We start from the raw sequence: 26,245 nt of genomic DNA, 5'->3' as shown, positions 1-26,245 counted from the left end.
GCGCCATAATTGCTTGTGAATGTGAACGCGTTCACAAGCGTGCCCCTGTTCCTCCCGCGATCAGCGGGATTAAAGGGGCGAAGTGCCCGGTGTGGCCACGGCGACGTGGTGTCACCACGGCGACGTAAGGAGAAAGACGACGTGGACCTCGCTCTGGCGCCGGAGACCCTGGCGCGATGGCAGTTCGGCATCACCACCGTCTACCACTTCCTCTTCGTTCCGCTGACGATCTCGCTCGCCGCGCTCACCGCCGGCCTGCAGACCGCCTGGGTGCGGACGAACAACGAGAAGTACCTCAAGGCCACCAAGTTCTGGGGCAAGCTGTTCCTGATCAACATCGCCATGGGCGTCGTGACGGGCATCGTCCAGGAGTTCCAGTTCGGCATGAACTGGTCGGACTACTCGCGCTTCGTCGGCGACATCTTCGGCGCCCCGCTCGCCTTCGAGGCGCTGATCGCCTTCTTCTTCGAGTCCACCTTCATCGGACTGTGGATCTTCGGCTGGGACCGGCTGCCGAAGAAGATCCACCTCGCCTGCATGTGGATGGTCTCGCTCGGCACGATCCTCTCCGCCTACTTCATCCTGGCGGCCAACTCCTGGATGCAGCACCCGGTCGGCTACCGCATCAACGAGGAACGCGGCCGCGCCGAGCTCACCGACTTCTGGAAGGTGCTCTCCCAGGACACCGCGGTGACCCAGTTCTTCCACACCATCACGGCCGCCTTCCTGGTCGGCGGGGCGTTCATGGTCGGCATCGCGGCCTTCCACCTCGCGCGCAAGAAGCACATCCCGGTGATGCGGACCTCGCTGCGGCTGGGGCTGGTCACGGTCGTCATCGCCGGACTGCTCACCGCCGTCAGCGGCGACATGCTCGCCAAGGTGATGTTCCGGCAGCAGCCGATGAAGATGGCCGCCGCCGAGGCGCTCTGGGACGGCCAGGACCGCGCGCCGTTCTCGATCTTCGCGTACGGGGACGTCAGCGAGGGCCACAACTCCGTCGAGATCTCGCTCCCCGGGGTGCTCTCCTTCCTGGCCAACAACGACCCGAACTCGTACGTCCCCGGCATCAACGACATCAACAGGGAGCTGGAGGAGAAGTACGGCCCCGGCGACTACCGGCCCAACATCCCGGTCGCGTTCTGGAGCTTCCGCTGGATGATCGGCTTCGGGATGGCCTCCTTCGGCCTCGGCCTCCTGGGGCTCTGGCTGACCCGGAAGAAGTTCCTGCTGCCACCGGCGATGCGGACCGGTGAGGACGAGGTACCGAACCTGGTGCTCTTCCGGAACAAGGCGCTGAGCCCGAAGCTCACCAAGCTCTACTGGCTCACCGCGCTCTGGACGCTGCTCTTCCCGCTCATCGCCAACTCCTGGGGCTGGATCTTCACCGAGATGGGCCGCCAGCCGTGGGTGGTCTACGGGGTGCTCCAGACCCGCGACGGGGTCTCCCCCGGCGTATCGCAGGGCGAGATCCTCACCTCGATGATCCTCTTCACGCTCCTCTACGCCGTGCTCGCGGTCATCGAGGTCAAGCTGCTCGTGAAGTACATCAAGGCCGGGCCGCCGGAGCTCACCGAATCCGACCTCAACCCGCCCACCCGGATCAACGGCCACGACGACGAAGACGCCGACCGGCCCATGGCCTTCTCGTACTGAGAGCACAGGAGCTGAGAGATGGAACTCCACGACATCTGGTTCGTGCTCATCGCCGTCCTCTGGATCGGCTACTTCTTCCTGGAGGGATTCGACTTCGGCATCGGAGTCCTCACCAAGCTGCTCGCCCGGGACCGCAAGGAGCGGCGGGTCCTCATCAACACCATCGGGCCCGTCTGGGACGGCAACGAGGTCTGGCTGCTCACCGCGGGCGGCGCGACCTTCGCGGCCTTCCCCGAGTGGTACGCCACGCTGTTCTCCGGGTTCTACCTGCCGCTGCTGATCATCCTGCTCTGCCTGATCGTGCGCGGGGTGGCCTTCGAGTACCGGGCCAAGCGGACCGGGGAGCGGTGGCAGACCAACTGGGAGACCGCGATCTTCTGGACCTCGCTGATCCCCGCGGTGCTGTGGGGGGTGGCGTTCGGGAACATCGTGCGCGGCGTGAAGATCGACGCCGACATGGAGTACGTCGGCACCTTCTTCGACCTGCTGAACCCGTACGCGATCCTCGGCGGGCTCGTCACGCTCTTCCTCTTCACCTTCCACGGCGCGGTGTTCGCCGCACTGAAGACGGCCGGGGGCATCCGGGTACGGGCGCGTGCTCTGGCCCTCAAGCTGGGCCTTGCCACGGCGGTGCTCGCGCTGGGCTTCCTGCTCTGGACCCAGGCGGCGAGCGGTGACCGCTGGAGCCTGGTGGCGCTGATCGTGGCGGTGGTGGCGCTGGTGGCCGCGATCGGGGCCATCGCCAAGGGGCGCGAGGGCTGGTCGTTCGCCTTCTCGGGGCTGACGATCGTGGCGGCGGTGGGCATGCTGTTCCTGACGCTCTTCCCGAACGTCATGCCGTCCTCGCTGAACGAGGCGTGGAACCTCACGGTCACCAACGCCTCGTCCACGCCGTACACGCTGAAGATCATGACCTGGTGCGCCGGTATCGCCACGCCCATGGTGCTGCTGTACCAGAGCTGGACGTACTGGGTGTTCCGCAAGCGGATCGGCACCCAGCACATCGCGGACGCGCACTGATCCACTCCGGCCGGGTCGTGTTTCACGTGAAACACGACCCGGCTCGCCACGCTGATCCCAACGATCCCGTTGCTGGGGGATGTTTCACGTGAAACCGATCGACCCGCGTCTGGTGCGGTATGCCCAAGCCACCCGCTTCTTCCTGGCGGCCGTGGTGGCCCTCGGCCTGGTCGGGGCCGCGCTGGTGATCGCCCAGGCGATGCTCATCGCCGAGATCGTGGTGGGCGGGTTCGAGGGCGGGCTCTCGGTCACCGAGCTCCGGACTCCGCTGATCCTGCTCGCGGCGGTCGCCCTCGGCCGCGCCCTGGTTGCCTGGCTCACCGAGCTGGCAGCCCACCGGGCGAGCGCGGCGGTCAAGTCCGAGCTGCGCGGACGGCTTCTGGAGCGGGCCGCGCTGCTGGGTCCCGGCTGGCTGAGCGGACAGCGCACGGGCTCCCTGGTGGCGCTGGCGACCCGCGGGGTCGACGCGCTCGACGACTACTTCGCGCGCTACCTTCCGCAGCTCGGGCTCGCAGTCGTCGTGCCGGTCGCGGTGCTCGCCCGGATCGTCACCGAGGACTGGGTCTCGGCGGCGATCATCGTGGTCACCCTGCCGCTCATCCCGTTCTTCATGATCCTGATCGGCTGGGCCACCCAGTCCCGGATGGACCGTCAGTGGCAGCTGCTCTCCCGGCTCTCCGGCCACTTCCTGGATGTCGTCGCAGGACTGCCGACGCTCAAGGTCTTCGGCCGCGCCAAGGCCCAGGCCGAGTCGATCCGCACCATCACCTCGCAGTACCGCCGGGCCACCCTGCGCACCCTGCGGATCGCCTTCCTCTCCTCGTTCGCCCTGGAACTGCTGGCCACCCTCTCGGTCGCCCTCGTCGCCGTCACCATCGGGATGCGGCTCGTGCACGGGGATCTCGACCTCTACACCGGCCTCGTGGTCCTGATCCTGGCCCCGGAGGCGTATCTGCCGATCCGGCAGGTCGGGGCGCAGTACCACGCGGCGGCGGAGGGGCTCTCGGCCGCCGAGGAGATCTTCTCGGTCCTGGAGACCGAGCCCCGGGCGGCGGGCACCGAGGATGTGCCGGAGTCGACGCGCCTGGAGCTGGCGGGTGTGACCGTACGTCACGAGGGCCGCACCGACCCCTCGCTGGACGCCGTTTCCCTCACCGCCGAGCCGGGGGAGACCGTCGCTCTGGTCGGCCCGAGCGGCGTCGGCAAGTCCACCCTCCTGAATGTGGTCCTGGGGTTCGCCGTACCCGATGAGGGCCATGTCCGGGTCGGTGGCCGGGATCTCGCGGATCTGGACCTGGAGCGGTGGCGGAGCCGGATCGCCTGGGTCCCGCAGCGCCCGCACCTCTTCGCGGGCACGATCGCGGAGAACGTCCGGCTCGCGCGGCCCGACGCCGACGACGAGGCGGTGGTGGCGGCGCTGCGGGACGCGGGGGCGTACGACTTCGTCGCGGCGCTGCCCGACGGGGAGCGGACCCTGCTGGGTGAGGACGGCGCCGGGCTCTCGGCGGGCCAGCGTCAGCGTCTCGCCCTGGCCCGCGCCTTCCTGGCCGACCGGCCGCTGCTGCTGCTCGACGAGCCGACCGCGAGCCTGGACGGGGAGACGGAGGCAGGGATTGTCGACGCCGTACGGAGGCTGTCGGCGGGCCGGACCGTGCTGCTGGTCGTCCACCGCCCGGCGCTGCTCGCGGTGGCGGACCGTGTGGTGACGCTGGAGCCGCGGGAGGTGGACGCTTCCGGGCCCGCCACGACCGCCGCACCCGGACTGCCCGTCCCGCAGCCCCTCGCGGGCGGCGAGCCGCTGGACGCGCGCCGCCCCGGAGATGTGCTGGAGGCGGCGGACCTGCTGGAGGCCGGGGAGGCACGCGAGGCCGACGACGTACGCGGGGCCTACGGCGTACGCGAAGCCGGTGCGGCCTCCGAAGCCGGGCTGCTGCGGGAGACCGAGGCCCGCTCCGGGCGGGTCCTCGCCCGGGTCCGTGAGGCGGCGGGCGCCCAGCGCGGGCAGCTGGCCCTGGCCCTGCTGCTGGGCAGCCTCGCCGTGGGGTCGGCCGTGGGGCTGATGGCGGTCTCCGGCTGGCTGATCTCCCGGGCCTCCGAACAGCCGCCGGTGCTCTACCTGATGATGGCGGTCACCGCGACGCGCGCCTTCGGCATCGGCCGGGCGGTCTTCCGGTACGCGGAGCGCCTGGTCTCCCACGACGCCGTGCTGAAGCTGCTCGCCGAGCTCCGGGTGGCGGTGTACCGGGGCCTCGAACGCATCGCGCCCGCCGGTCTGCGCACGGTGCGCCGGGGCGATCTGCTCTCCCGGCTCGTCGCCGACGTGGACGCGCTCCAGGACTACTGGCTGCGCTGGCTGCTGCCCGTCGGGACCGCGCTCACGGTCTCCGTGGCCGCCGCCGGGTTCACCGGCTGGCTGCTGCCCGAGGCGGGTGTGGTCCTGGCGGTCGGGCTGCTGGTCGCCGGGGTCGGTGTGCCGCTCGTCAGCGGTGCCGTCGCCCGCCGTACGGAGCGTCAGCTGGCGCCCGCACGCGCCGCCCTGGCCACCCGGGTCACCGATCTCCTCGGCGGAACGGCCGAGCTGACCGTCGCCGGGGCCCTCCCGGTCCGTCAGGCCCAGATGCGCGCGGCCGACGGGCTGCTCACCCGGATCGCCTCCCGTGCGGCCACCGCGACGGCCCTGGGCGGCGGGCTCTCCGCCCTGGTCGCCGGGGTCACGGTGGTGGCCGCCGCGCTCGTCGCCGTCCCCGCCGTGAACGACGGGCGGCTGGCCGGGGTGGCGCTCGCGGTGGTGGTGCTGACCCCGCTCGCCGCCTTCGAGGCCGTCGCCGGACTGCCGCTCGCGGTGCAGTACCGGCAGCGGGTGCGGCGGAGTGCGGAGCGGGTGTACGAGGTGCTCGACGCCCCCGTACCCGTACGGGAGCCCGCGACCCCGGCCGATCCGCCCGCCTCCCCCTTCCCGCTGGAGGTGCGGGGGCTGACGGCCCGCTACCCGGGCGCGCACCACGACGCGCTGGAATCGCTCGACCTGACGCTGGTGCCGGGCCGCCGCATCGCGGTCGTCGGCCCCTCCGGCTCGGGCAAGACGACGCTCGCGCAGGTCCTCCTCCGTTTCCTGGACGCGTCCTCGGGGACGTACCGTCTCGGCGGTGTGGAGGCGGCCGCCCTGGACGGCGACACCGTACGGAGCTCGGTCGGCCTGTGCGCCCAGGACGCCCACGTCTTCGACAGCTCGATCCGCGAGAACCTGCGCCTCGCCCGGACCGGAGCCACCGACCCGGAGCTGTACGACGTCCTCTCCCGGGTCCGGCTGCTGGAGTGGGTCCGCTCGCTGCCCGAGGGGCTGGACACCCCGGTGGGCGAGCACGGCGCCCGGCTCTCCGGCGGCCAGCGTCAGCGGCTGGCCCTGGCGCGGGCGCTGCTGGCCGACTTCCCGGTCCTCGTCTTGGACGAGCCGGCCGAACACCTGGACCTGGCGACCGCCGACGCGCTCACCGCCGACCTGCTGGCGGCGACCGAGGGCCGGACGACCGTGCTGATCACCCACCGGCTGGCCGGGGTCGAGGCGGTCGACGAGGTGCTGGTGCTGGACGCGGGCCGGGTGGCGCAGCGCGGGCCGTACGCGGAACTCGCCGCCGAGGACGGTCCGCTGCGCCGGATGCTGGAGCGGGAGGCGGAGACGGTGGTGGTGACAGCGGGGGCCTGAGCCCTGCGGAGGGGAAATTCCGACTTTCCTCACCAATCGCCACTAACTAGGCTCAGGTCATGGCAGAGCCGGACCCGCAGGACTCACTCGACGCCGCTACGCAGGCCACCCGCAGCCTGCAGGGCCTGTCCACCGAGCTCACCGCCCGGGTCCCGCAGCTCCTGGAGGCGATGCGTTCGGTCGGCACCGGGCTGGAGCTGCACTCCACCCTGGACCGCATCTGTGCGACCGCCGCCGAGCTCGCCCATGCCCGGTACGCGGCCATCGGCGTGGTCGACGAGGCGGGCGAGGGGCTTTCCGACTTCGTCACCCACGGGGTCCCGGAGGAGACCGCCCGGGCGATCGGACGTCGGCCCGACGGGCAGCGGGGCCTCCTGGGCGCGCTGATCCACGACCCCGACCCCGTACGGCTGGCCGATCTGACCGCCGATCCACGGGCCGCCGGATTCCCGCCGGGCCACCCCCGGATGCGGACCTTCCTCGGGGTGCCGATCCGGGTCCAGGGGGAGATCTTCGGCAACCTCTATCTGACCGAGAAGGAGGGCGGCGGCGAGTTCAGCGACTACGACCTGCACATGGTGCGGGTGCTCGCCACCGAGGCCGGGATCGCCATCGGCAACGCCCGGCTGTACGAGGCGGCCCGGCAGCGGGAGCGCTGGATCGACGGTTCGGTGGCGGTGACCACCGCCCTCCTGTCGGGCGGGGACGCCGACGACGCGCTCTCCGTCGTCGCCGAACAGGCCCGCCACCTCGCCGATTCGGCCGCCGGGATCGTGCTGCTGCCCACGGAGGACGGCGGTCTGGAGATCGTCGCCGTCTCCGCCGACGACCCCTCGTCCTCGCTCGGGGTGATCATCCCGGCCGGTTCCACGGTGGTGGCGAAGCTGCTGGCGGGCGAGGCGGTCTTCATCGACGACTCCGCCACCGACAGCCGGATGGTGACGAGGCTGGCCAACCGGTTCGGGCCCAGCATGCTGCTGCCGCTCCAGAGCGGCGGCCGGGTGCTCGGCGCCCTGGCCACGCCCCGGTCGCGGGGCGCGCGCCCGTTCAGCCGGACCGAGCGGACGCTCGCCACCCAGTTCGCTTCCCAGGCGGCCCTCGCGCTGATGATGGCCGAGGCGCAGCGCGACCGGGAGCGGCTCGCGGTCTACGAGGACCGCGACCGGATCGCCCGCGACCTCCACGACCTCGTCATCCAGCGGCTGTTCGCCACCGGGATGATGCTGGAGAGCGCCCAGCGCCGGTCGGTGGTCCCCGAGGTGCGGACGGGGGTGGGCCGGGCGGTCGACGAGCTGGACGTGACCATCCAGGAGATCCGTACGGCCATCTTCGCGCTCCAGCAGGAACCGGCCGAGGCTCCCTCGGGGCTCCGTACCCGGGTCCTGCGGGAGATCAACATGGCGGCCGTACCGCTCGGGTTCAAGCCCTCGCACCGCTTCCTCGGGGCCGTCGACTCGCTCGTCGGCGAGCTGACCGGCAAGAACCTCGTCGCCGCGCTGCGCGAGGCCCTTTCCAACGCCTTCCGGCACGCCGGGGCCTCGGTGATCGACGTGGTCGTCGACGCCACGGCGACCCTGCCGGACGGCCGGTCTGCCGTACGTCTCTCGGTGGCCGACGACGGGGTGGGCATCCCGGAGGGCGGGCGCCGCAGCGGGCTGCGCAACCTGGCCCGGCGGGCGGAGTCGCTGGGCGGGTCGAGCCGGATCGCCCCGGGGATCGGGGAGGACGGGGGCGGTACGACGGTGGTGTGGGAGGCGCCGCTGTGAGCTTCGGGGGTGCCCCTTGTCCCGGGCCGGGTGGTCAGCGGGTGGCGAGGATCCGCTCGATGACCACGGCCACCCCGTCCTCCTCGTTGGTGGCGGTCCGCCCCGAAGCCGCGGCCAGGGCGGCGGGGTGCGCGTTGCCCATCGCGTACGAGGCACCGGCCCAGCCGAGCATCTCGACGTCGTTGGGCATGTCGCCGAAGGCGACCACCTCGGCGGCCGAGATGCCGCGCTCGGCGCAACAGGCGGCGAGCGTACTGGCCTTGGAGACCCCGGGCCCGCTGACCTCCAGGAGCGCGGAGGGGCTGGACCGGGTGATGGAGGCCCGCTCCCCGGACACCGTACGGGCCAGGGCGAGGAAGGCGTCCGGGGGCATCTCGGTGTGGTGGGCGAGGAGTTTGAGTACGGGGGAGCCCTCGCCCGGCACGTCCTCGTGCAGCAGCTTCTCGGCGACGGCGACCGCGGCGCCCGGGTCCAGGTGGAACGGCGGGTAGGACGGCTCGTAGTTGATGCCGGTGGTCAGTTCGATGGCGAAGGAGGTGCCGGGGGCGGCGTCGCGCAGGGTGCGTACGACGTGCAGGGCGTCCTCGCGCTCCAGCGGCCGTACGGTGAGCAGCTCGCGGTCCGCCCGCAGGTCGGTGACCACGGCACCGTTGGCGCAGATCGCCAGCCCGTGGCCCTGCACATGGTCGCTGACGACGTCCATCCACCGGGCCGGCCTGCCGGTGACGAAGAAGACCTCGATCCCGGCCTCCTCGGCTGCCGCGAGCGCGGCGACGGTGCGCGCGGAGAGCGTCTTGTCGTCGCGCAGCAGGGTGCCGTCGAGGTCGGTCGCGATCAGCCGGGTCACGGCAGGCAGAGGCGCATCGGTAGCTGAGGTCACCCCGCCATTCTCGCCCACCGGGGTGCACGTGCGTGCGGAGGGGCGCACATCTGAGTGGGCGCGCCCCTGAGCTGCGAAACGTTCCTCAGGCATATGCCAAGGGGGTGCGGGGGTGCCATCGGACGTGCCGGGGGCGTGCCATGGGCCGGGCCGTAGGGCGTGCCATGGGCAGGGCCATGGGCCGGGGTCATCGGTCGGACCATCGGGCGGGTCACGCCTTTGGCAGGGTGACCTTCTCGGGCCCGCAGCCGATCCGCTCGGCCTCGGCGGCGACATAGGCGGGCAGGAGGTCGCGGGTGTACGGGTAGCCGGACTCCATGCCCTTCAGCTGCTCCACCATGAACACCACACGCCCGCTCTGGCAGTTCAGCTCGTAGACGGCACGGGTGGCGTTGAGCGTTCCGCGCCCCTTGGTGCCCCTGACGCGCGGGCCGCCGTCGAACAGGTCCTTGGTGAAGATGTTCGCGGTGAGGGGGTCGACCACGGTCGTGAACCGCAGGTACGCCCGGCCCCGGCCGCGGCCGGGGGAGCCCTCGCAGACCCTGGCCGGGCCGCCGTCACCGGCCACCGTGCGCGTGGTGGTCAGCGAACTGCGGTGGCGGGCGGGCAGGACGAACCCCGGGATCCCGCAGAACGCCCGGTGATCGGCGTCGGTCCAGTCGACGGGGTCGGCCAGTTCTCCGGGGGCGGGGTAGGTGCCGGAGCAGTCGAAGTCGCGCATGACGCCGTTCGCCACCGCCACCACCGCGCGGGCGAGCGCGGCCCGCTCGGCCGGGTCGTACGCCGAGTCGAGGTCCAGACCCGCCTGTCCCTTCCCCGCGTCGACCACGGCCGGGCCGCTGTCCCCGCCTCCGGTGCAGCTCTCCGGCAGGGCTATCCAGGCACGCGTGCCCGAGGCCATGCCGGGCAGGCCCTCCCCCAGCGGCGCCATGTTCGCCGCGAGGAATTCCGCGGGCCACTTGCGGCTGTCGGTGCCGAAGAGCGCGTCCAGTCTGCGGACGTGGACGGTCACCTGCTGGAAGGCCGTCTCCTTGCCGCGCACCTCGCCGTAGCCCGTGATCCGGCAGTGCCCGTACGCGAGCCGTTCGCCCTGCGGGTCGGGCTGGAGATCCTCTTCCGCGACCTCGGTCCTGCGGTCACCGAAGAGATCCGTCATGGCGGAGCCGTCGAGGGAGTCCCAGCACGGCCGGGGCCCCACGAGCGGCAGTGTGTCCGTCCGCCAGGCCACGACGCCGGCGCCCAGCAGCGCGCCGACCAGTCCGGCGACGGTGGCGGTCCGGGCCGTACGGTTGCGCAGGAACCGCCCCAGCAGGGAGCGCCGTACGGGGGCGGCTCCGGGGCTCCCGGGCGTTCCGGGCGCCGCCTGCGCGCCCTGCCTGCCGTCGGCCTGGTTGATGTCCGCCATCACGTGTTCCCCCTGTTCCCGGCCCCCGCCGGCTCCCGCTCACCGCACCTGCTGTCGGCCCAGCTCTATCCTCCGGAGGCCGCGGAAGTCCAACTCCGGCCGGGGTGCGACCGGCCGTGGAGCGGCCGGGGCGGCCTCGCCGGGCTCCCGTAATCCGCTCCCCCGGCAGGCCTGTGGGAGCGGGCGTATCGTCGGGGCCATGCGTCTGAGCACGGTGATCCTTCCCATCCAGCGGTGGGCCGAAGGGCAGAAGACATGGCGGCGGGCCGAGGACCTCGGATTCCACACCGCGTACATGTACGACCACCTTTCCTGGCGGTCCTTCCGGGACGGGGCCTGGTTCGGTGCCCTCCCCACCCTCACCGCCGCCGCGACGGCCACGCGGCGGCTGCGGCTCGGCACGCTGGTGACCTCGCCGAACTTCCGGCACCCCGTGACCCTGGCCAAGGAGCTGATCTCCCTGGACGACATCTCCGGCGGCCGGATCACCCTCGGTATCGGCGCCGGAGGCAACGGGTTCGACGCCACCACGCTGGGCCAGGAGGCCTGGACCCCGCGTGAGCGCGCCGACCGTTTCGGCGAGTTCGTCCCGCTGCTGGACCGCTTGCTCACCGAGGGTGCGGTGACCCAGCACGGAACGCACTACTCCGCCGTGGAGGCCCGCAACGTCCCGGGCTGTGTCCAGCGCCCCCGGCTGCCCTTCGCGGTCGCCGCGACCGGCCCGCGCGGTCTGCGGCTGGCCGCTCGCCACGGGCAGGCGTGGGTCACCACCGGAGACCCGAAGCTGTACGAGAGCGGCACCCCCGAGCAGTCGGTCCAGGCCCTCCGGGACCAGAGCGGCAGGCTCGACGCCGCCTGCGCGGAGATCGGCCGGGACGCCTCCGAGCTGGACCGGATCCTGCTCACCGGCTTCACCCCCGACCGCAACACCCCGCTGGAGTCGGTGGACGCCTTCGTCGACTTCGCGGGCCGGCACGCGGAGCTCGGGTTCACCGAGATCGCCGTCCACGCCCCGATCCCGGACTCCGACTTCGACATCGATCCGGCCGTCTACGAACGCATCGTGACCGAGGCACCTGCCCAGCTGGGCTGATGGCCAGGGGGTCTCCGGCGCGCAGGAACTCCGGGAGGGCTCAGCCGGGCAGCCGCAGGAACTGAGGCGGTACGGAGTCGGCGAGCCAGACCCCGTTGGCGCTGACCCGGAAGACGTGGCCGGTGCGGTGCATGGCGCCCGCGTCCACGGTGAGGACCAGGGGGCGGCCGCGGCGGGCGCCGACCCGGGTGGCCGTCTCGCGGTCGGGGGAGAGGTGGACGTGGTGGCGGGCCATGGGGCGCAGGCCCTCGGCCCGGATCGCGTCCAGGACGCGGGCCACCGTGCCGTGGTAGAGGTACGCCGGTGGCTGCGCGGGCGGCAGCTCCAGGTCCACGGTGACGGTGTGGCCCTGGTTGGCGCGGATGCGGTCGCCGTCCACCGTGAAGCGGCGCTTGTCGTTGGCGGCCACGGCATGGTCGAGCTCGGCCCGGGTGATGGCGAAGCCGTGCCGGGCCGCCGCGTTCAGCAGCGTCTCCACGTCCACCCAGCCGTTGTGGTCGAGCGTGATGCCGATGAGTTCCGGCTGATGCCGCAGATGTTTCGAGAGGTACTTGGACACCTTGACGGTGCGACGTTCGTCCATCCCGCCAGAGTGCCCGGGGGCAGTTCATCGGTGCATCCGGATTTCCTACAGGATTCTTTTCCGCTTTCTTCGCACCGATGTTTGATCCACAGCCAACTCTACTTATCCACAGGCTATTTGACGGTTCTGTGGACAAGTGACGTGCGATTTAGGGTATTTCGCCAACTTTGCTGTTGGTTGCGTGAGATGAGGCAAGTGTGTCCAAAGTGCGTGCCTGAACCTCGCGTTCGGTGGCCGCCGCGACGAAAGCCGCGACCTGCTCCGGGCCAACCAGCTCCTGCACCGCCTGCGTTGTCCGGAGCGGCAGCAGCACCGGGCGGGTCTCGCTGCCCTCGATGACGCTCTCCTGAGCACCCAGGTGGTGGTGCAGATGCCGGGTGGCGAACATCCTCATCGCGCGGGCCAGTTCGGCGTCCACCGTCTGCTGGGCCAGCGGTCGCAGCCGGCGCACCATCGAGGCCGCCTCCGCCGCATCGGAGTCGGTCGGCGGGCGGTGGCCCAGATAGCGGGCGAAGACATGCTCGGTGGTGAACTCCAGGAAACGGGACGCTATGTGCTCGACCTGTCCGCGAAGTTCCTTGAGATGAGCGGAGATCGCGAGCAGCGGCACACCTGCCGCGTGCAACTCGACCGCCACCGCCAGCTCCTGCGGGCTCGGTACGAGGAATTCGTCCGCCCGGCCCGGGACGCGCTCCAGCACCCCGAGCTCCACCGCCTCGGCGATCGCCTCGTCGTCCTGCGAGCCGCCGAACCTCGCGTCCAGCTCCGCACGGGTGATCCGGTCCGCCTCCTCGTCGGTCCAGGGCCCGTGCACCTCGGCGACCAGGCCGAGCACCCCGCCCAGCCCCCGCCCCGCGTCCCACGCCTCCAGCAACTCCTTGATGCTGGCCAGGGTGTAGCCCCGGTCGAGCAGGTCCGCGATCTGGAGCAGCCGGGCCAGATGCGCCTCCCCGTAGACATTGGCCCGCCCGCGCCGCTCGGGTGTCGGCAGCAGCCCCCGGTCCTGGTACGCCCTGATCGTGCGCACCGTGGCCCCGCTGGCATGGGCCAGGTCCTCGATCCGGTACTCGGCGCCGCTCCGGCCCTCCGCCACCGCGGCCCCCGGCCCGGAGCTGGACCTGGGCCCCGGCGCGGCACCCGGCCCGGAGCTCGACCTGGACCCCGGTCCGGAGCCCGCGCCGCCCGCACGCCCGCTCGGCGCTCCCGCCTCCCGCCCGCTCACAGCGGCGGCTTCAGCCGGGCGATCCTCCGCAGCACACCGGGACTGACCCGGGACAGCAGCCGCGCGCCGCGCGCCTCCGGAGTCACCGGCACCACGGCCCGGTCGCGGACGACCGCCTCCAGGATCGCTTCGGCCACCTTCTCCGGCGGGTAGTTGCGCCGCCCGTAGAGCCGGGTGGTCCGCTTCCGCAGCCGCTGCTCCTCCGCCGCGTCGGCCCCGGCGAACCGGGTGGTGGCGGTGATGTTGGTGTTGACGATGCCGGGGCATATCGCGCTCACCCCGATCGACTTCTCCGCCAGCTCGGCCCGCAGACACTCGCTCAGCATCAGCACGGCCGCCTTCGACGTGCTGTACGCGGGGAGGGCGCGGGAGGGCTGGAAGGCGGCCGCGGAAGCGGTGTTGACGATGTGGCCGCCCTGGCCCCGGTCGGCCATCTGCCCGCCGAAGACGCGGCAGCCGTGGATGACGCCCCAGAGATTGACGTCCAGGACCCTCTTCCACTCCTCGCTCGTGGTCTCCAGGAAGGAGCCGGAGAGCCCGATCCCGGCGTTGTTGACCAGGACGTCGACGGTGCCGTACTCGGCGGCGACCTTGGCGGCGAGCTTCTCCATCGCCGCCTCGTCGCCGACGTCGACCGCCTCGCCCCAGGCCGCCGGGGCGCCGACCAGCCGGGCCAGCTCCGCCGTCCTGGCCGCCCCTTCCGCGTCGAGGTCGACGGCCACCACGCGGGCGCCCGCCTCGGCGAACGCGAACGCCGTGGCCCGCCCGATCCCGGAGGCCGCACCCGTCACCAGCACCAGCTGACCGCCGAACCGCTCCGCGTACCGCCCCTTCGCCGCAGGCTGCTGGGCCGTGGGCCCCTCCTGGCCGTCCGTCTCGTTGGCGGCGGCGAACTCAGCGATCCACGCGGCCAGTTGGTCGGGCCGGGTGCGCGGCACCCAGTGCTTGGCGGGCAGCGACCGGCGCACCAGCCGGGGGACCCACTGCTCCAGGTCGTCGTAGAGCCGCTCGGAGAGGAAGGAGTCGCCGGTCGGTGTGATGAGCTGGACCGGGGCGTGGGCGTAGGCGTCGGCGCGCGGCCTGCCCAGCCGGGCCCGGACGTTGTCCCGGTAGAGCCAGGCCCCGTGCGCCGCGTCGTCGGGCAGGGAGGCGGTCGGGTAGTCGCCCGCGGGCACCTTCTCCAGCCGCTGGAGGATCCCGGGCCACCGCTTGCCGAGCGGCCCGCGCCAGGCCAGCTCCGGCAGCACCGGCGTATGGAGCATGTACACATACCAGGACTTGGCTCCCTGGCCCAGCAGTTGACCGACCCGGCGCGGGGTGGGCCGGGTCATCCGCTGTTTGATCCAGTGCCCGAAGTGGTCGAGCGACGGGCCGGACATCGAGGTGAAGGAGGCGATCCTGCCCTCGGTCCGCCCGACCGTGACGAACTCCCAGGACTGCACGGAGCCCCAGTCGTGCCCGACCACATGGACCGGCCGGTCGGGGCTGACGGTGTCGATCACGGCAAGGAAGTCGTCGGTCAGCTTCTCCAGGGTGAAGCCCCCGCGCAGCGGCTTCGGCGCCGTCGACCTGCCGTGGCCCCGGACGTCGTACAGCACGACGTGCCACTGCTCGGCCAGCCGCAGGGCGACCTCGGACCAGACCTCCTTGCTGTCCGGATACCCGTGGACCAGCACCACCGTCGGCCGGTCCGTCTCCCCCAGCTCGGCGACGCACAGCTCGACGCCGCCCGTACGCACCCGGCGCTCACGCGCTCCCGGCAGATTCACGCCGCCACCCTCTCCTCGGCCCAGCGCCGCACATGCGGCAGATCGTCGTCCAGCCAGAAGGCGCTCTGCTCGGGGTCCCTGGAGTCGGTCACGACCAGGATCTCCTCGAACTTCGCGCCCGTACCCCGGAATCCGAGGTGGGGTTCGACCGCCCACAGACCGGGCTGCGGGGGATGGTCGGAGAAGCGGTACGGGCTCCAGAGCGGCGACCAGCCGTCCCGGTGGCCGTGCACCGCATCGCTCACCAGCCCCTTGAGGGCCTGGGTGCCGAACCCGAACACCTGGGGCGACCAGCGCCGTTCGGCGACGCGGCCCACCTTGTGGGCGATCACGCCGAAGGGGTAGGCCCGATGCCTGTTCGCGTACCCCTGGGCGGTCATGAGGCGCTCGACGTCCTCGTAGATCTCGCGGAGCGAACGGCGCTCGCGCACCTCCCGCAGGATCAGCTCGCGGTGCGCCTCCAGGTCGGCGAGGAGCTTGTCGTGCAGGGGGTTGAGGCCGAGGCAGCCCGAATAGCCGATGTCGGCTGTATATCCCTTGTAGACCGGGGCCATGTCCAGGATGAACGGCATGCCCGGCTCCAGCTTCCGGTCGGTCGGGAAGAACTGGAGCGGCACCTTGAACCCGGCGAAGGCCGTGCGGTCGCCGAACCACGCGAAGGGGAGGTGGAACCAGTCCCGCACGCCCCGCTCCCGCAGCCACACGCGCTGCATCCGGGCCGCCTCGCGCTCGGTCACCCCCGATCTGAGCTGACCGGCGACGGCCTCGGCGCAGGCGTAGGCGAGGCGCTGCACTTCTCTGAACCCCCGCAGCTCCGGGGCGTTTTCGTCCTGCGCTGCCGAAACCGTCTGCACTGCCGAGACCATGCCACCGTCCGTTCCCTGCCGTGTGCGGTACGTGCCCGTAACGTGACACTGATGAATGTGACAATGTCCAGCGGCTACGTCAAGGGGTGTGCACGAGCCTGTGGACAACTCCGGGCGGTGCCGTACGCGGAGGCCGGAACTCCTCCTTCGCGGGGTCCCCCTACGGGCCCGTACGCCTGGAGTCTGATGCCGATCCAGCCGTCAGGGCTGACGATCGCTGTGGCCCGCGCCACTACCGTCGTATCCGTGACTGCCGTTATCGCTACTCAAGCCCTGAGCAAGCGGTTCCCCCGGGTGACCGCGCTCGACCGGCTCACGTTGGACATCGGACCAGGTGTGACCGGTCTGGTGGGTTCCAACGGAGCCGGCAAGTCCACGCTGATCAAGATCCTTCTTGGTCTCTCCCCCGCCACCGAAGGCCGGGCCGCGGTGCTCGGGCTCGATGTGGCGACCAGCGGCGCCGCCATCCGGGAGCGGGTGGGGTACATGCCCGAGCACGACTGCCTCCCGCCCGATGTCTCGGCCACCGAGTTCGTCGTGCACATGGCCCGCATGTCCGGGCTGCCGCCCACCGCGGCCCGTGAGCGCACCGCCGACACCCTGCGCCACGTCGGCCTCTACGAGGAGCGCTACCGCCCCATCGGCGGCTACTCGACCGGCATGAAGCAGCGGGTCAAGCTGGCCCAGGCGCTCGTCCACGACCCTCAACTGGTCCTCCTCGACGAGCCGACCAACGGCCTGGACCCGGTCGGCCGCGACGAGATGCTCGGCCTGATCCGCCGCATCCACACCGACTTCGGCATCTCCGTCCTGGTGACCTCGCACCTCCTGGGCGAGCTGGAACGCACCTGCGACCACGTCGTCGTCATCGACGGCGGCGCCCTCCTGCGCTCCAGCTCCACCAGCGACTTCACCCAGATCACCACCACCCTCGCGGTCGAGGTGACCGACAGCGACACCCACCCCGACGGCACCGACGCCCTGCGCAAGGTCCTCACCGGGGCCGGGGTCACCCTGCTCGGCCACGACGGGCTCGACACGGAAGGGCTGCCGGGCGCGGGCCACATCCTCCTCGTCGAGGCCACCGGCGAGGAGACGTACGACCTGGTGCGCGACAGCGTCGCCGGGCTCGGTCTCGGCCTGGTCCGCATGGAGCAGCGCCGCCACCAGATCGCCGAGGTCTTCCGTACCGAACAGGGCGCGGCGCGCACCGACGGCGTCCCGGACCGGGCCGCCACCGCCGGGGCCACCGCCGGGGCCGGTGCCGTACAGCAGGCCGCCCACGCCGACGCCGTACCAGCAGAAGCCGACGCCGTATCAGCAGAAGGGGAGCGGTCGCGATGAGCACGGAGACCAAGGCCGCGACCGGGCGCGACACCTCCCGGATCCACAACATCGGCTACCGCTCCTACGACGGCAGGCGGCTCGGCCGGGCCTATGCCCGCCGCTCGCTCTACTCGCAGACCCTGCGCGGCTCCTTCGGACTCGGCCGTTCCGCCAAGTCCAAGGTGCTGCCCATGCTGCTGTTCGGCGTGATGACCCTGGTCGCGGCGATCCTGGTGGCCGTCTCCATGGCCACGCCGGACTCCACGAGGCTCGTGGTCAAGTACACCTCGTACGCGATCTATCTGCAGGCGGTCATCGGCCTCTTCATCGCCGCACAGGCCCCGCAGGCGGTCTCCAGGGACCTCCGTTTCAAGAGCGTCCCCCTGTACTTCTCGCGGCCGATCGAACGTGCCGACTACGTCGTCGCCAAGTTCGCCGCCACGGCGTCCGCGCTCTTCATCCTCACCGGGGCGCCCCTGCTCATCCTCTATGTGGGCTCTCTGCTCGCGAAGTTCGACTTCGTCGACCAGACCAAGTGGTTCGGCCAGGGGCTGGTGTCGGTGGCGCTGCTGTCCGTGCTGTTCGCCGGGCTCGGCCTGGTGATGGCCGCCCTGACCCCGCGCCGGGGCTTCGGCGTCGCCGCGGTGATCGCGGTGCTGACCATCTCCTACGGTGCCGTCTCCACGGTCCAGGCCATCGCCTGGGAGACCGGTTCGCCGGGGGCGGTCGAGTGGCTCGGCCTCTTCTCGCCGATCACCCTGATCGACGGCGTACAGACCGCGTTCCTCGGCGCCACCTCCGCCTTCCCCGGAGGGGAAGGTCCGGGGGCCGGTGCGGGCGTGGTCTACCTGTTCGTTGTTCTCGCGCTCGTCGCCGGCTCGTACGCCGTCCTGATGCGCCGCTACCGGAGGGTCGGGCTGTGACCACCATCGAGATCGACCACACCTCGCGCTGGTTCGGCAATGTGGTCGCCGTCAACGACGTCTCCATGACGGTGGGCCCCGGCGTCACCGGACTGCTCGGCCCGAACGGCGCCGGAAAGTCCACGCTCATCAACATGATGGGCGGATTCCTCGCCCCCTCGACGGGGAAGGTCACGCTTGACGGACGGACGATCTGGCGCAACGAGAGCGTCTACAAGGAGATCGGCATCGTCCCGGAGCGGGAAGGGATGTACGACTTCCTGACCGGCAAGGAGTTCGTCGTCGCCAACGCCGAACTCCAGGGCCTGGGCGGGGCGGAGGCGCAGCGGGCGCTGGCCACGGTCCAGATGGAGTACGCGCAGGACCGCAAGATCTCCACGTACAGCAAGGGCATGCGTCAGCGCGTGAAGATGGCGTCCGCGCTGGTCCACGAGCCCTCCGTGCTGCTGCTGGACGAGCCGTTCAACGGGATGGACCCGCGGCAGCGGATGCAGCTGATGGAGCTGCTGCGGCGGATGGGGGCCGAGGGCCGTACGGTCCTGTTCTCCTCCCACATCCTCGAAGAGGTCGAGCAGCTGGCCTCGCACATCGAGGTGATCGTGGCGGGGCGGCACGCGGCCTCCGGCGACTTCCGGAAGATCCGCCGGCTGATGACGGACCGGCCGCACCGCTATCTGGTCCGCTCCAGCGACGACCGGGCGCTGGCGGCCGCGCTCATCGCCGATCCGTCGACGGCGGGCATCGAGGTCGACCCGACGGAGAAGGCACTGCGCATCCAGGCCGTCGACTTCGGACGGTTCACCGAACTGCTGCCGAAGGTGGCCCGGGAACAGGGCATCCGGCTGCTGACCGTCTCCCCGTCCGACGAGTCCCTCGAATCGGTCTTTTCCTACCTCGTAGCGGCCTGAGTAGTGGCCTGAAAGGAGCTGTGCACCGTCATGTACGACCCCACAGTCGCCCGGCTCACCTACCGGGCCCTGCTCGGCCGGCGCCGGGCCGCCATCCTGTTCGTCCTTCCCGCGCTGCTGCTGGTCCTCGCGGCGGCGGTCCGCATGTTCGCCGGGGCCGACGACCAAGTCGCCGCCAACGTCCTCGGCGGGTTCGCCATCGCCACGATGGTGCCGCTGATCGGGGTGATCGCCGGAACCGGGGCGATCGGCCCCGAGATCGACGACGGCTCGATCGTCTACCTGCTGGCCAAGCCGGTGAAGCGCCCCACGATCATCTTCACCAAGCTGATCGTCGCCATCGCGGTGACCATGGTCTTCTCCGCCCTGCCGACCCTGCTCGCGGGGCTGATCCTGAACGGCAACGGGCAGCAGATCGCGATCGCCTACACGATCGCGGCGCTGGTCGCCTCGATCGCGTACAGCGCGCTGTTCCTGCTCCTCGGCACGGTCAGCCGCCACGCGGTGGTCATCGGCCTGGTGTACGCGCTGGTCTGGGAGGCCCTTTTCGGCAGCCTGGTGCCGGGCGCGCGGACGCTCAGCGTCCAGCAGTGGTCCCTCGCCGTCGCGGAGAAGGTGGCCGGACAGGGCATGGTCACCTCGGACGTGGGCCTGCCGCTGGCGACGGTCCTGCTGGCCGCCGTCACCGTGGCCGCGACCTGGTACGCGGGCCAGAAGCTGCGGGCGCTGAAGCTGGCCGGGGAGGAGTGAGCCCGGCCGTGTGACCGGATGCTTCCCGTGCGACCTCCGCCCCCGTCCTCTGTGTTCTGGAGGGCGGGGGTTGTCGTATGACGGGGACAGTCCCATGACTGACGGGACAGTCCTATGACCGGGACAGATGTGCGCGTAACCGTACGTTTATCGGGTCGTTGGTCAGGGTGCGTGGAGGCAACTGGAATCCGTGGCGTCGTAGCGTTCGTGAAATCGGGGAGTGCCGGACCCGGGTGAGGCAGAGCCCACCGGTCCGGTCATCGAGTGAGTGGCAACCGTGAGCGTCCTCCGCCCCTGCAGCCCGGGGTAGGGGCCGTCCTTTGTCATTCCCTCGTACGGAAGGCATGCCCATGCCCACGGAAGTCGCCCTGCTCGAATCGCGCGCGCTGCGCGTCGAGCAGATGGGGCGCGTCGATGTCCTCGACAAGGTGAAGAGCCTTGTCATGCTCCCGGACGGAATTCACGTTCGCACAGAGGATGTGGCGCGTTACTTCGAAGTATCCACAACCTCGGTGCGAAGGCTCACCGATCGGCATCAGGAGGAGTTCGCCGAGAACGGGCTGCGCGTACTGCGCGGCTCTGAGCTGCGGTCCTTCCAGAGCGACATGGTGTCGCTATGGGAGGGGGCAGGGGTGGAAAGTTATCCACAGGCGGCCACTCAGCTGCGCCTCTACACCCGCCGAACCGTCCTCAACGTCGCGTTGCTTCTTCGCGACAGCGACATCGCCCGCTGCGTCCGTACGTACCTCCTCGACGCCGAGGAGTCGCTGCGGGCCCAGTACGACTCGCTCGATGTGCGGGTCACCCGGATCGAGAGCTGCCTCGCCGATGTCGGCAGCGCGCTCCAGGAGCTCGGGCCGGTGCTCTGCCGGATGTCGGAGCGGCTGGACAGCCTGGACCGGAAGGTCGAGGCGACGCAGCAGGTGGTCGGTGCGATGAGCGTGCGGCTCTCCGACCTGTCGCAGGACGTGGTACGGATGGACGCCCGGTTCGACGCGCGGATGGAGGTGTTCGCGCAGCAGATGAAGGAGCTGCGGCGGCGCGGCGGGCGCCGCTGAGGCGTGAAAGAGCTCTGCCCGCCGCCGCCGGAGTTCGGCGACGGCGGGCAGAGCCCGCGTCTCGGTGCGTCAGTGCGGTGCGGCGGCGATGGAGCCCGTGCGGAGCAGCTCCTCCAGGACCACCGCGATGCCGTCGTGCTCGTTGGAGGCGGTGACCTCGTGTGCCACGGCCTTCAGGGTGTCGTGGGCATTGGCCATGGCCACACCGTGCCGCGCCCAGCCGAACATCGGGATGTCGTTCGGCATGTCACCGAAGGCGATGGTGTCGACGGCCTTCACACCGAGCCGGCGGGCGGCCAGCGAGAGGCCGGTCGCCTTGCTCAGCCCGAGCGGGAGGATCTCCACCACGCCGGGGCCCGCCATGACCACGTCGACCAGGTTGCCGACGGCGGCCCGTGCGGCGGTGGCCAGGGCGTCGTCGTCGAGCTCCGGGTGCTGGAGGTAGACCTTGTTCAGGGGCGCGGCCCACATCTCGGAGGCGTCGTCCACGAAGACGTACGGGAGCGGCCCCTCCTGCACCCGGTAGCCCGGGCCCACCAGCACCTCGCCCTCCAGGCCGTCGCGGCTGGCGGCCAGCGCGAGCGGGCCGACCTCCGCCTCGACCTTGGAGAGGGCGAGCCCGGCGAGCTGCCGGTCCAGGGTGAGCGAGGTCAGCAGCCTGTGCTCGCCCGCGTGGTAGACCTGCGCGCCCTGGCCGCAGACGGCGAGGCCCTCGTAACCGAGGTCGTCCAGGATGTGCCGGGTCCAGGGGACCGAGCGCCCGGTGACGATGATGTGCGCGGCACCGGCCGCCGTGGCGGCGCCCAGTGCCTCGCGGGTGCGCTCGGAGACCGTGTCGTCCCCGCGCAGCAGCGTGCCGTCGAGGTCGGTCGCGACGAGCTTGAAGGGAAAGGTCACTTGGCGACCGGCTCCAGGACCTCGCGCCCGCCCAGATACGGACGGAGCACCTCGGGCACCCGGACCGAACCGTCGGGCAGCTGGTGGTTCTCCAGGAGCGCCACGATCGTGCGCGGTACGGCGCAGAGGGTGCCGTTCAGCGTGGCCAGCGGCTGGACCTTCTTGCCCTCGCGCATCCGGACGGAGAGGCGGCGGGCCTGGAAGCTGTCGCAGTTCGACGCGGAGGTCAGCTCGCGGTACTTGCCCTGGGTCGGGATCCACGCCTCGCAGTCGAACTTCCGCGAGGCCGAGGCGCCGAGGTCGCCGGTGGCGACGTCGATGACCTGGAAGGGCAGTTCGAGGCCGGTGAGCCACTGCTTCTCCCACTCCAGGAGCCTGCGGTGCTCGGCCTCGGCGTCGGCCGGGTCGACGTACGAGAACATCTCGACCTTGTCGAACTGGTGGACGCGGAAGATGCCGCGGGTGTCCTTGCCGTACGTCCCGGCCTCGCGGCGGAAGCAGGGGGAGAAGCCCGCGTAGCGCAGGGGCAGCTTGTCCGCCTCGACGATCTCGTCCATGTGGTACGCGGCGAGGGGGACTTCGGAGGTGCCGACCAGGTAGTAGTCGTCCTTCTCCAGGTGGTACACGTTCTCCGCGGCCTGGCCGAGGAAGCCGGTGCCCTCCATGGCGCGCGGGCGGACCAGCGCGGGGGTCAGCATCGGGATGAAGCCGGCCTCGGTGGCCTGGGCGATCGCCGCGTTGACGAGGGCGAGCTCCAGGAGGGCGCCGACGCCGGTCAGGTAGTAGAACCGCGAGCCGGAGACCTTGGCCCCGCGCTCCATGTCGATGGCGCCGAGCGCCTCGCCGAGCTCCAGGTGGTCCTTGGGCTCGAAGCCCTCGGCGCCGAAGTCGCGGATGGTGCCGTGCGTCTCCAGGACGACGAAGTCCTCTTCGCCGCCGACCGGCACGTCCTCGTGGACGAGGTTGCCGAGCTGGAGGAGCAGCCGCTTGGCCTCGGCGTCGGCCTCGTCCTGGGCGGCGTCGGCCGCCTTGACGTCGGTCTTGAGCTGGTCGGCCTTCTTCAGGAGCTCGGCGCGCTCCTCGGGGGTGGCCTTGGGGATCAGCTTGCCGAGCTGCTTCTGCTCGGAGCGGAGTTCGTCGAAGCGGACGCCGGACGACCTGCGCAGCTCGTCGGCGGAGAGCAGGGCGTCGACGAGCGCGACGTCCTCTCCACGGGCGCGCTGGGAGGCGCGAACACGGTCGGGGTCCTCACGGAGCAGGCGAAGGTCAATCACCCCTCCAGGCTACCGGTGCGTGGATCTCGCACTCGAACCGATATTGCCGAGCGTGTCACTTTGACCGAATTGCCGGAATTGATATTTCTGGGGGTGAATCGCGGGGGGTCGGCTGAGGGTCAGCCTCAGGGCCGCGTCAATAACGGCGGTTAACTCCCCTGAACAGGGCAGAAGGGGCGGGGCCTCTTGACGCACGAACCTTGGATGGAGGGGGAGTTGAGGGCGAATCCCCTGGCGTTGTCCACAGGAAGGGTCGTTCCGGAATGGTTATCCACAGGCTGTGAAGAAGTTCTGTGGATGTCGGAACGGAATGTTCCGGAGGGTGGACGAGCGTCCGTCGATTCCCCTGTCTCCGCCGCCGAAACGTGCCCTGTGCGCTCATTCGGGTGGCAATTTGTCGCTCTGGTGAGTTGATCAAGGGAATTCGCGCGGATCGGGAGGGGGTGTGTCGGGTCGGCCCTCTGTGGACGTCTGTGGGCGCGTCCGGACTCGCTGCGTTGATTTGTCGACGATGTCGCATTGGGGTGTCGACTTGTCCCCAGGTCGAGAAGCCAGCCTGTGGATAACCCTGTGGGTGGATGACTATCTGTTGGTAGGACCACAGCGCAGTGCATGGAGCGGCGTATGGGGCGGTGTATGGGCAGTGCCTGAAACAGCGCATGGGGCTGCCCGGACCGGAGCGGTTCGCTCCGGCTCAGGCTGCCACGACCACCGGTCGGATCCGCCGGTCGGATCCGCCGGTCAGATCCGACCGTCCTGGCTGCGCGCCAGCCAGTCCGAGGCCTCGGTGAAGGCGCTGTCGGACGTACCCGCCCGCAGCGGCCGCACCTCGTCCGCGGAGACACCCGCCCGCGGGTACGAACCGAGGAACCGCACCTTCGGGCAGATCCGCTTCAGCCCCATCAGGGCCTCCCCCACCCGCCGGTCCGCGATATGCCCCTCGGCGTCCACGGCGAAGCAGTAGTTGCCGATCCCCTCACCGGTCGGGCGGGACTGGATCAGCATCAGGTTGACGCCGCGCACCGCGAACTCCTGGAGCAGCTCCAGCAGCGCACCGGGGTGGTCGTCGCCCAGCCAGATCGCCACGGACGTCTTGTCGGCCCCGGTCGGGGCGGCCGGCCGGGCCGGGCGGCCCACCAGGACGAAGCGGGTCTGGGCGTTCTCCGCGTCGTGGATCTCCGTCACCAGCGGTTCGAGGCCGTAGGTGGCGGCGGCGAACTCACCGGCGAACGCGGCGTCGTAGCGCCCCTCCTGGACCAGCCGGGCGCCGTCCGCGTTGGACGCCGCCGACTCCCACACGGCCTGCGGGAGGTGGGCCGTCATCCAGTTGCGCACCTGCGGCTGGGCGGCCGGATGCGCGGTGACCGTCTTGATGTCGGACAGCTTGGTGCCGGGCCGTACGAGCAGTGCGAAGGTGATGGAGAGCAGCACCTCGCGGTAGATCATCAGCGGTTCGCCGCTGGTCAGTTCGTCGAGCGTGGCCGTGATGCCGCCCTCGACGGAGTTCTCGATCGGTACGAGAGCCGCCGCCGCCTCTCCGCTGCGTACGGCGTCCAGGGCGGCCGGTACGGAGACCATCGGGGCGAGCTCGCGGGTGGCGGCTTCCGGGAGCGTGCGGAGGGCGACCTCGGTGAAGGTGCCTTCGGGACCGAGATAGGCGTAGCGCGTGGCTGACATACGCTCACCCTATTGCGCCGTACGGCGGGGGTGGGGCCGTCTCAGGATCCGGTCGGGGCGGGGCCTCGAAGGCTGTTCAGTCCTCCTCAGGAATCCAGCCGTCGGGGCGGGGGCTTTGAAGGCTGCCCGGCGCTCCCGGGGCCTCGATGATTGCCCAGCCCCCTCACGACTCCAGCAGCCGCTGCCCCACGTACTCGCCCTCCGCCGCCCCGCCCGGCACCGCGAACAGGCCGCTCGCCTCGTGGCGGAGGAACGGCGACAGCGCATCGCCCCGGTCGAGCTTGCGCTGTACGGGGACGAACCCCTTGAACGGGTCCGCCTGCCAGCAGATGAAGAGGAGCCCCGCGTCCGGAGTGCCGTCCTCCGCCATCCCGTCGTGGTACGAGAACGGGCGCCGCAGCATGGCCGCCCCGCCGTTCTTCTCGGGGGAGGAGATCCGGGCGTGCGCGTTGTCGGGAATCACGAGGCGGCCGTCCGGGCCCGCCTTGTCGAGGTCCATCGGCGTGGTCTCGCTGCCGCCGCTGAGCGGGGCCCCGTCCGCCTTGCGCCGCCCGATGACCCGCTCCTGCCGGTCCACCGGAAGCTTCTCCCAGTCGTCCAGCAGCATCCTGATCCGGCGGACGACGGCGTACGAACCGCCCTCCAGCCACGCGTGCGGGGTGCCGGGGGCGGCGGGCACGAAGATGCGCCGCTCGAAGTCCTCGTCGGCGGGCTTGGGGTTGCCGGTACCGTCGATCTGGCCCATCAGGTTGCGGGCGGTCATCGGCCGGGCCGTGGCCCCAGGGGTGCGGTTGAAGCCGTTCATCTGCCACCGCACCTTTACTGTTCCCGCGCTCTCCTTCTGTACGGCCCGAAGGGCGTGGAAGGCGACCAGTGCGTCGTCGGCGCCGATCTGCACCCACAGGTCGCCGTCCGAGCGCTTGGCGTCGAGCTGGTCGGCGGAGAACGCGGGCAGCGGGTCGAGCGCGGCGGGCAGCCGTGAGGTGAGACCCGTACGCGCGAAGAACGTACGGCCGAAGCCGAAGGTGACCGTGAGGGAGGACGGGCCGGCGTCCAGCGCGACCCCGGTGTCATGGCCGGGCCCGTCCGCCGAGCCCGCCGCCGGGCGGCCCGCCATCAGCTCCCGTGCCACCGCCGACCAGCGCCGCATCAGCGCCGCGGCCTCCTTGCGGCCCGCGCCCGCCACCAGGTCGAAGGCGACGAGGTGGCCCCGGGCCTGAAGCGGAGTGGTGATCCCCGGTTGATGTTTCCCGTGAAACATCGCCTCGGTGGAGCCGACGGTCGTCAGGGCGGTCGGCTCCTCGGAGCGGGTCGCGGCGTATCCGGCCGCCCCGCCCGCCGCACCCAGCACGAGCCCGGCGGCGCCCGCCGCCCCCACACCGCCCAGCAGCCGCCGCCGCGAGACCCCGGCGGGGGCGGAGCCCGGGGCCTGCTCCTGCCCCTGGGTCTGCTCCAGCTCCTGCTGCTGGTTC

At 71.2% G+C, this 26,245-nt stretch carries 20 protein-coding genes; 10 read left to right on the top strand and 10 right to left on the bottom strand.

Annotated elements, in window-relative coordinates; all coding sequences use genetic code 11:
• Positions 1–141 precede the first annotated feature (141 nt).
• From ACFW9Z_RS05785 to ACFW9Z_RS05770, 4 genes are all read left to right on the top strand, one after another.
• Positions 142–1,653, top strand: coding sequence for a cytochrome ubiquinol oxidase subunit I (locus ACFW9Z_RS05785; RefSeq protein WP_384634914.1), 1,512 nt, complete (start codon positions 142–144; stop codon positions 1,651–1,653).
• A gap of 18 nt (positions 1,654–1,671) precedes the next feature.
• Positions 1,672–2,673, top strand: coding sequence for a cytochrome d ubiquinol oxidase subunit II (cydB, locus tag ACFW9Z_RS05780; protein WP_384634911.1), 1,002 nt, complete (start codon positions 1,672–1,674; stop codon positions 2,671–2,673).
• An 88-nt stretch (positions 2,674–2,761) separates the two neighbouring features.
• Complete coding sequence (gene cydD / locus ACFW9Z_RS05775) at positions 2,762–6,376, top strand: thiol reductant ABC exporter subunit CydD (protein ID WP_384634909.1); 3,615 nt, start codon at positions 2,762–2,764, stop codon at positions 6,374–6,376.
• A gap of 59 nt (positions 6,377–6,435) precedes the next feature.
• Positions 6,436–8,142 (top strand): GAF domain-containing sensor histidine kinase, encoded by a 1,707-nt coding sequence (locus tag ACFW9Z_RS05770; protein ID WP_384634906.1) that lies wholly within the window; start codon positions 6,436–6,438, stop codon positions 8,140–8,142.
• Between the two features lie 34 nt (positions 8,143–8,176).
• On the opposite strand, the gene ACFW9Z_RS05765 is transcribed toward ACFW9Z_RS05770, so the two are convergent.
• The gene (locus tag ACFW9Z_RS05765; protein WP_384634904.1) at positions 8,177–9,022 is read right to left on the bottom strand and encodes a Cof-type HAD-IIB family hydrolase; all 846 of its coding nucleotides are present in this window, start codon (positions 9,020–9,022) and stop codon (positions 8,177–8,179) included.
• A 211-nt stretch (positions 9,023–9,233) separates the two neighbouring features.
• On the bottom strand, positions 9,234–10,427 hold the full coding sequence (locus ACFW9Z_RS05760) for a hypothetical protein (protein ID WP_384634901.1): 1,194 nt from the start codon (positions 10,425–10,427) through the stop codon (positions 9,234–9,236).
• Positions 10,428–10,626: 199 nt separating this feature from the next.
• On the opposite strand from ACFW9Z_RS05760, the gene ACFW9Z_RS05755 reads away from it, so the two are divergent.
• Positions 10,627–11,520: an LLM class flavin-dependent oxidoreductase gene (locus tag ACFW9Z_RS05755; RefSeq protein ID WP_384634898.1), complete on the top strand. Its 894-nt coding sequence runs from the start codon at positions 10,627–10,629 to the stop codon at positions 11,518–11,520.
• Between the two features lie 40 nt (positions 11,521–11,560).
• Here the strand turns inward: ACFW9Z_RS05755 and ACFW9Z_RS05750 are convergent, their stop codons facing one another.
• From ACFW9Z_RS05750 to ACFW9Z_RS05735, 4 genes are all read right to left on the bottom strand, one after another.
• Positions 11,561–12,103 carry an RNA 2'-phosphotransferase gene (locus ACFW9Z_RS05750; protein WP_384634895.1) on the bottom strand — a complete coding sequence of 181 codons (543 nt, stop codon included), beginning with the start codon at positions 12,101–12,103 and terminating at the stop codon, positions 11,561–11,563.
• 148 nt (positions 12,104–12,251) lie between these two features.
• Positions 12,252–13,196, bottom strand: coding sequence for a MerR family transcriptional regulator (locus ACFW9Z_RS05745; protein WP_384634892.1), 945 nt, complete (start codon positions 13,194–13,196; stop codon positions 12,252–12,254).
• Positions 13,197–13,321: 125 nt separating this feature from the next.
• Positions 13,322–15,094, bottom strand: a complete 1,773-nt coding sequence (locus ACFW9Z_RS05740; protein ID WP_384634890.1) for an SDR family oxidoreductase — start codon at positions 15,092–15,094, stop codon at positions 13,322–13,324.
• Positions 15,091–15,960, bottom strand: a complete 870-nt coding sequence (locus ACFW9Z_RS05735) for a M24 family metallopeptidase (RefSeq protein WP_384634887.1) — start codon at positions 15,958–15,960, stop codon at positions 15,091–15,093. The genes ACFW9Z_RS05740 and ACFW9Z_RS05735 overlap by 4 nt, the downstream gene beginning before the upstream one ends.
• 186 nt (positions 15,961–16,146) lie before the next feature.
• Between ACFW9Z_RS05735 and ACFW9Z_RS05730 the strand changes: the two genes are divergently transcribed.
• The 5 genes from ACFW9Z_RS05730 (at position 16,147) to ACFW9Z_RS05710 (ending at position 20,925) form a co-directional block, all read left to right on the top strand.
• On the top strand, positions 16,147–17,304 hold the full coding sequence (locus ACFW9Z_RS05730) for an ABC transporter ATP-binding protein (RefSeq protein ID WP_384634884.1): 1,158 nt from the start codon (positions 16,147–16,149) through the stop codon (positions 17,302–17,304).
• Positions 17,301–18,209, top strand: a complete 909-nt coding sequence (locus ACFW9Z_RS05725) for an ABC transporter permease (protein WP_384634881.1) — start codon at positions 17,301–17,303, stop codon at positions 18,207–18,209. Before ACFW9Z_RS05730 ends, ACFW9Z_RS05725 begins: the two co-directional genes overlap by 4 nt.
• The gene (locus ACFW9Z_RS05720) at positions 18,206–19,117 is read left to right on the top strand and encodes an ABC transporter ATP-binding protein (RefSeq protein ID WP_384634878.1); all 912 of its coding nucleotides are present in this window, start codon (positions 18,206–18,208) and stop codon (positions 19,115–19,117) included. Before ACFW9Z_RS05725 ends, ACFW9Z_RS05720 begins: the two co-directional genes overlap by 4 nt.
• A 30-nt stretch (positions 19,118–19,147) precedes the next feature.
• Entirely contained in the window at positions 19,148–19,867 is a 720-nt protein-coding gene (locus ACFW9Z_RS05715) for an ABC transporter permease subunit (protein ID WP_384634875.1), read from the top strand.
• 350 nt (positions 19,868–20,217) lie between these two features.
• Complete coding sequence (locus ACFW9Z_RS05710; protein ID WP_384634872.1) at positions 20,218–20,925, top strand: hypothetical protein; 708 nt, start codon at positions 20,218–20,220, stop codon at positions 20,923–20,925.
• A 69-nt stretch (positions 20,926–20,994) separates the two neighbouring features.
• Here ACFW9Z_RS05710 and ACFW9Z_RS05705 read toward each other — a convergent pair whose 3' ends face one another.
• From ACFW9Z_RS05705 to efeB, 4 genes are all read right to left on the bottom strand, one after another.
• On the bottom strand, positions 20,995–21,822 hold the full coding sequence (locus ACFW9Z_RS05705) for an HAD family hydrolase (RefSeq protein WP_384634869.1): 828 nt from the start codon (positions 21,820–21,822) through the stop codon (positions 20,995–20,997).
• Positions 21,819–23,096 carry a serine--tRNA ligase gene (gene serS / locus ACFW9Z_RS05700; protein ID WP_384634867.1) on the bottom strand — a complete coding sequence of 426 codons (1,278 nt, stop codon included), beginning with the start codon at positions 23,094–23,096 and terminating at the stop codon, positions 21,819–21,821. Before serS ends, ACFW9Z_RS05705 begins: the two co-directional genes overlap by 4 nt.
• A gap of 741 nt (positions 23,097–23,837) precedes the next feature.
• Positions 23,838–24,773, bottom strand: a complete 936-nt coding sequence (gene pheA / locus ACFW9Z_RS05695; protein ID WP_384634864.1) for a prephenate dehydratase — start codon at positions 24,771–24,773, stop codon at positions 23,838–23,840.
• Positions 24,774–24,936: 163 nt separating this feature from the next.
• Positions 24,937–26,229 (bottom strand): iron uptake transporter deferrochelatase/peroxidase subunit, encoded by a 1,293-nt coding sequence (gene efeB, locus ACFW9Z_RS05690; RefSeq protein ID WP_384635747.1) that lies wholly within the window; start codon positions 26,227–26,229, stop codon positions 24,937–24,939.
• Positions 26,230–26,245: the final 16 nt, after the last annotated feature.

Origin of the sequence: Streptomyces sp. NPDC059452 (assembly GCF_042750035.1) — a bacterium.
Taxonomy (GTDB): Bacteria; Actinomycetota; Actinomycetes; order Streptomycetales; family Streptomycetaceae; genus Streptomyces.
This window is presented reverse-complemented; position numbering and strand designations above follow the sequence as displayed.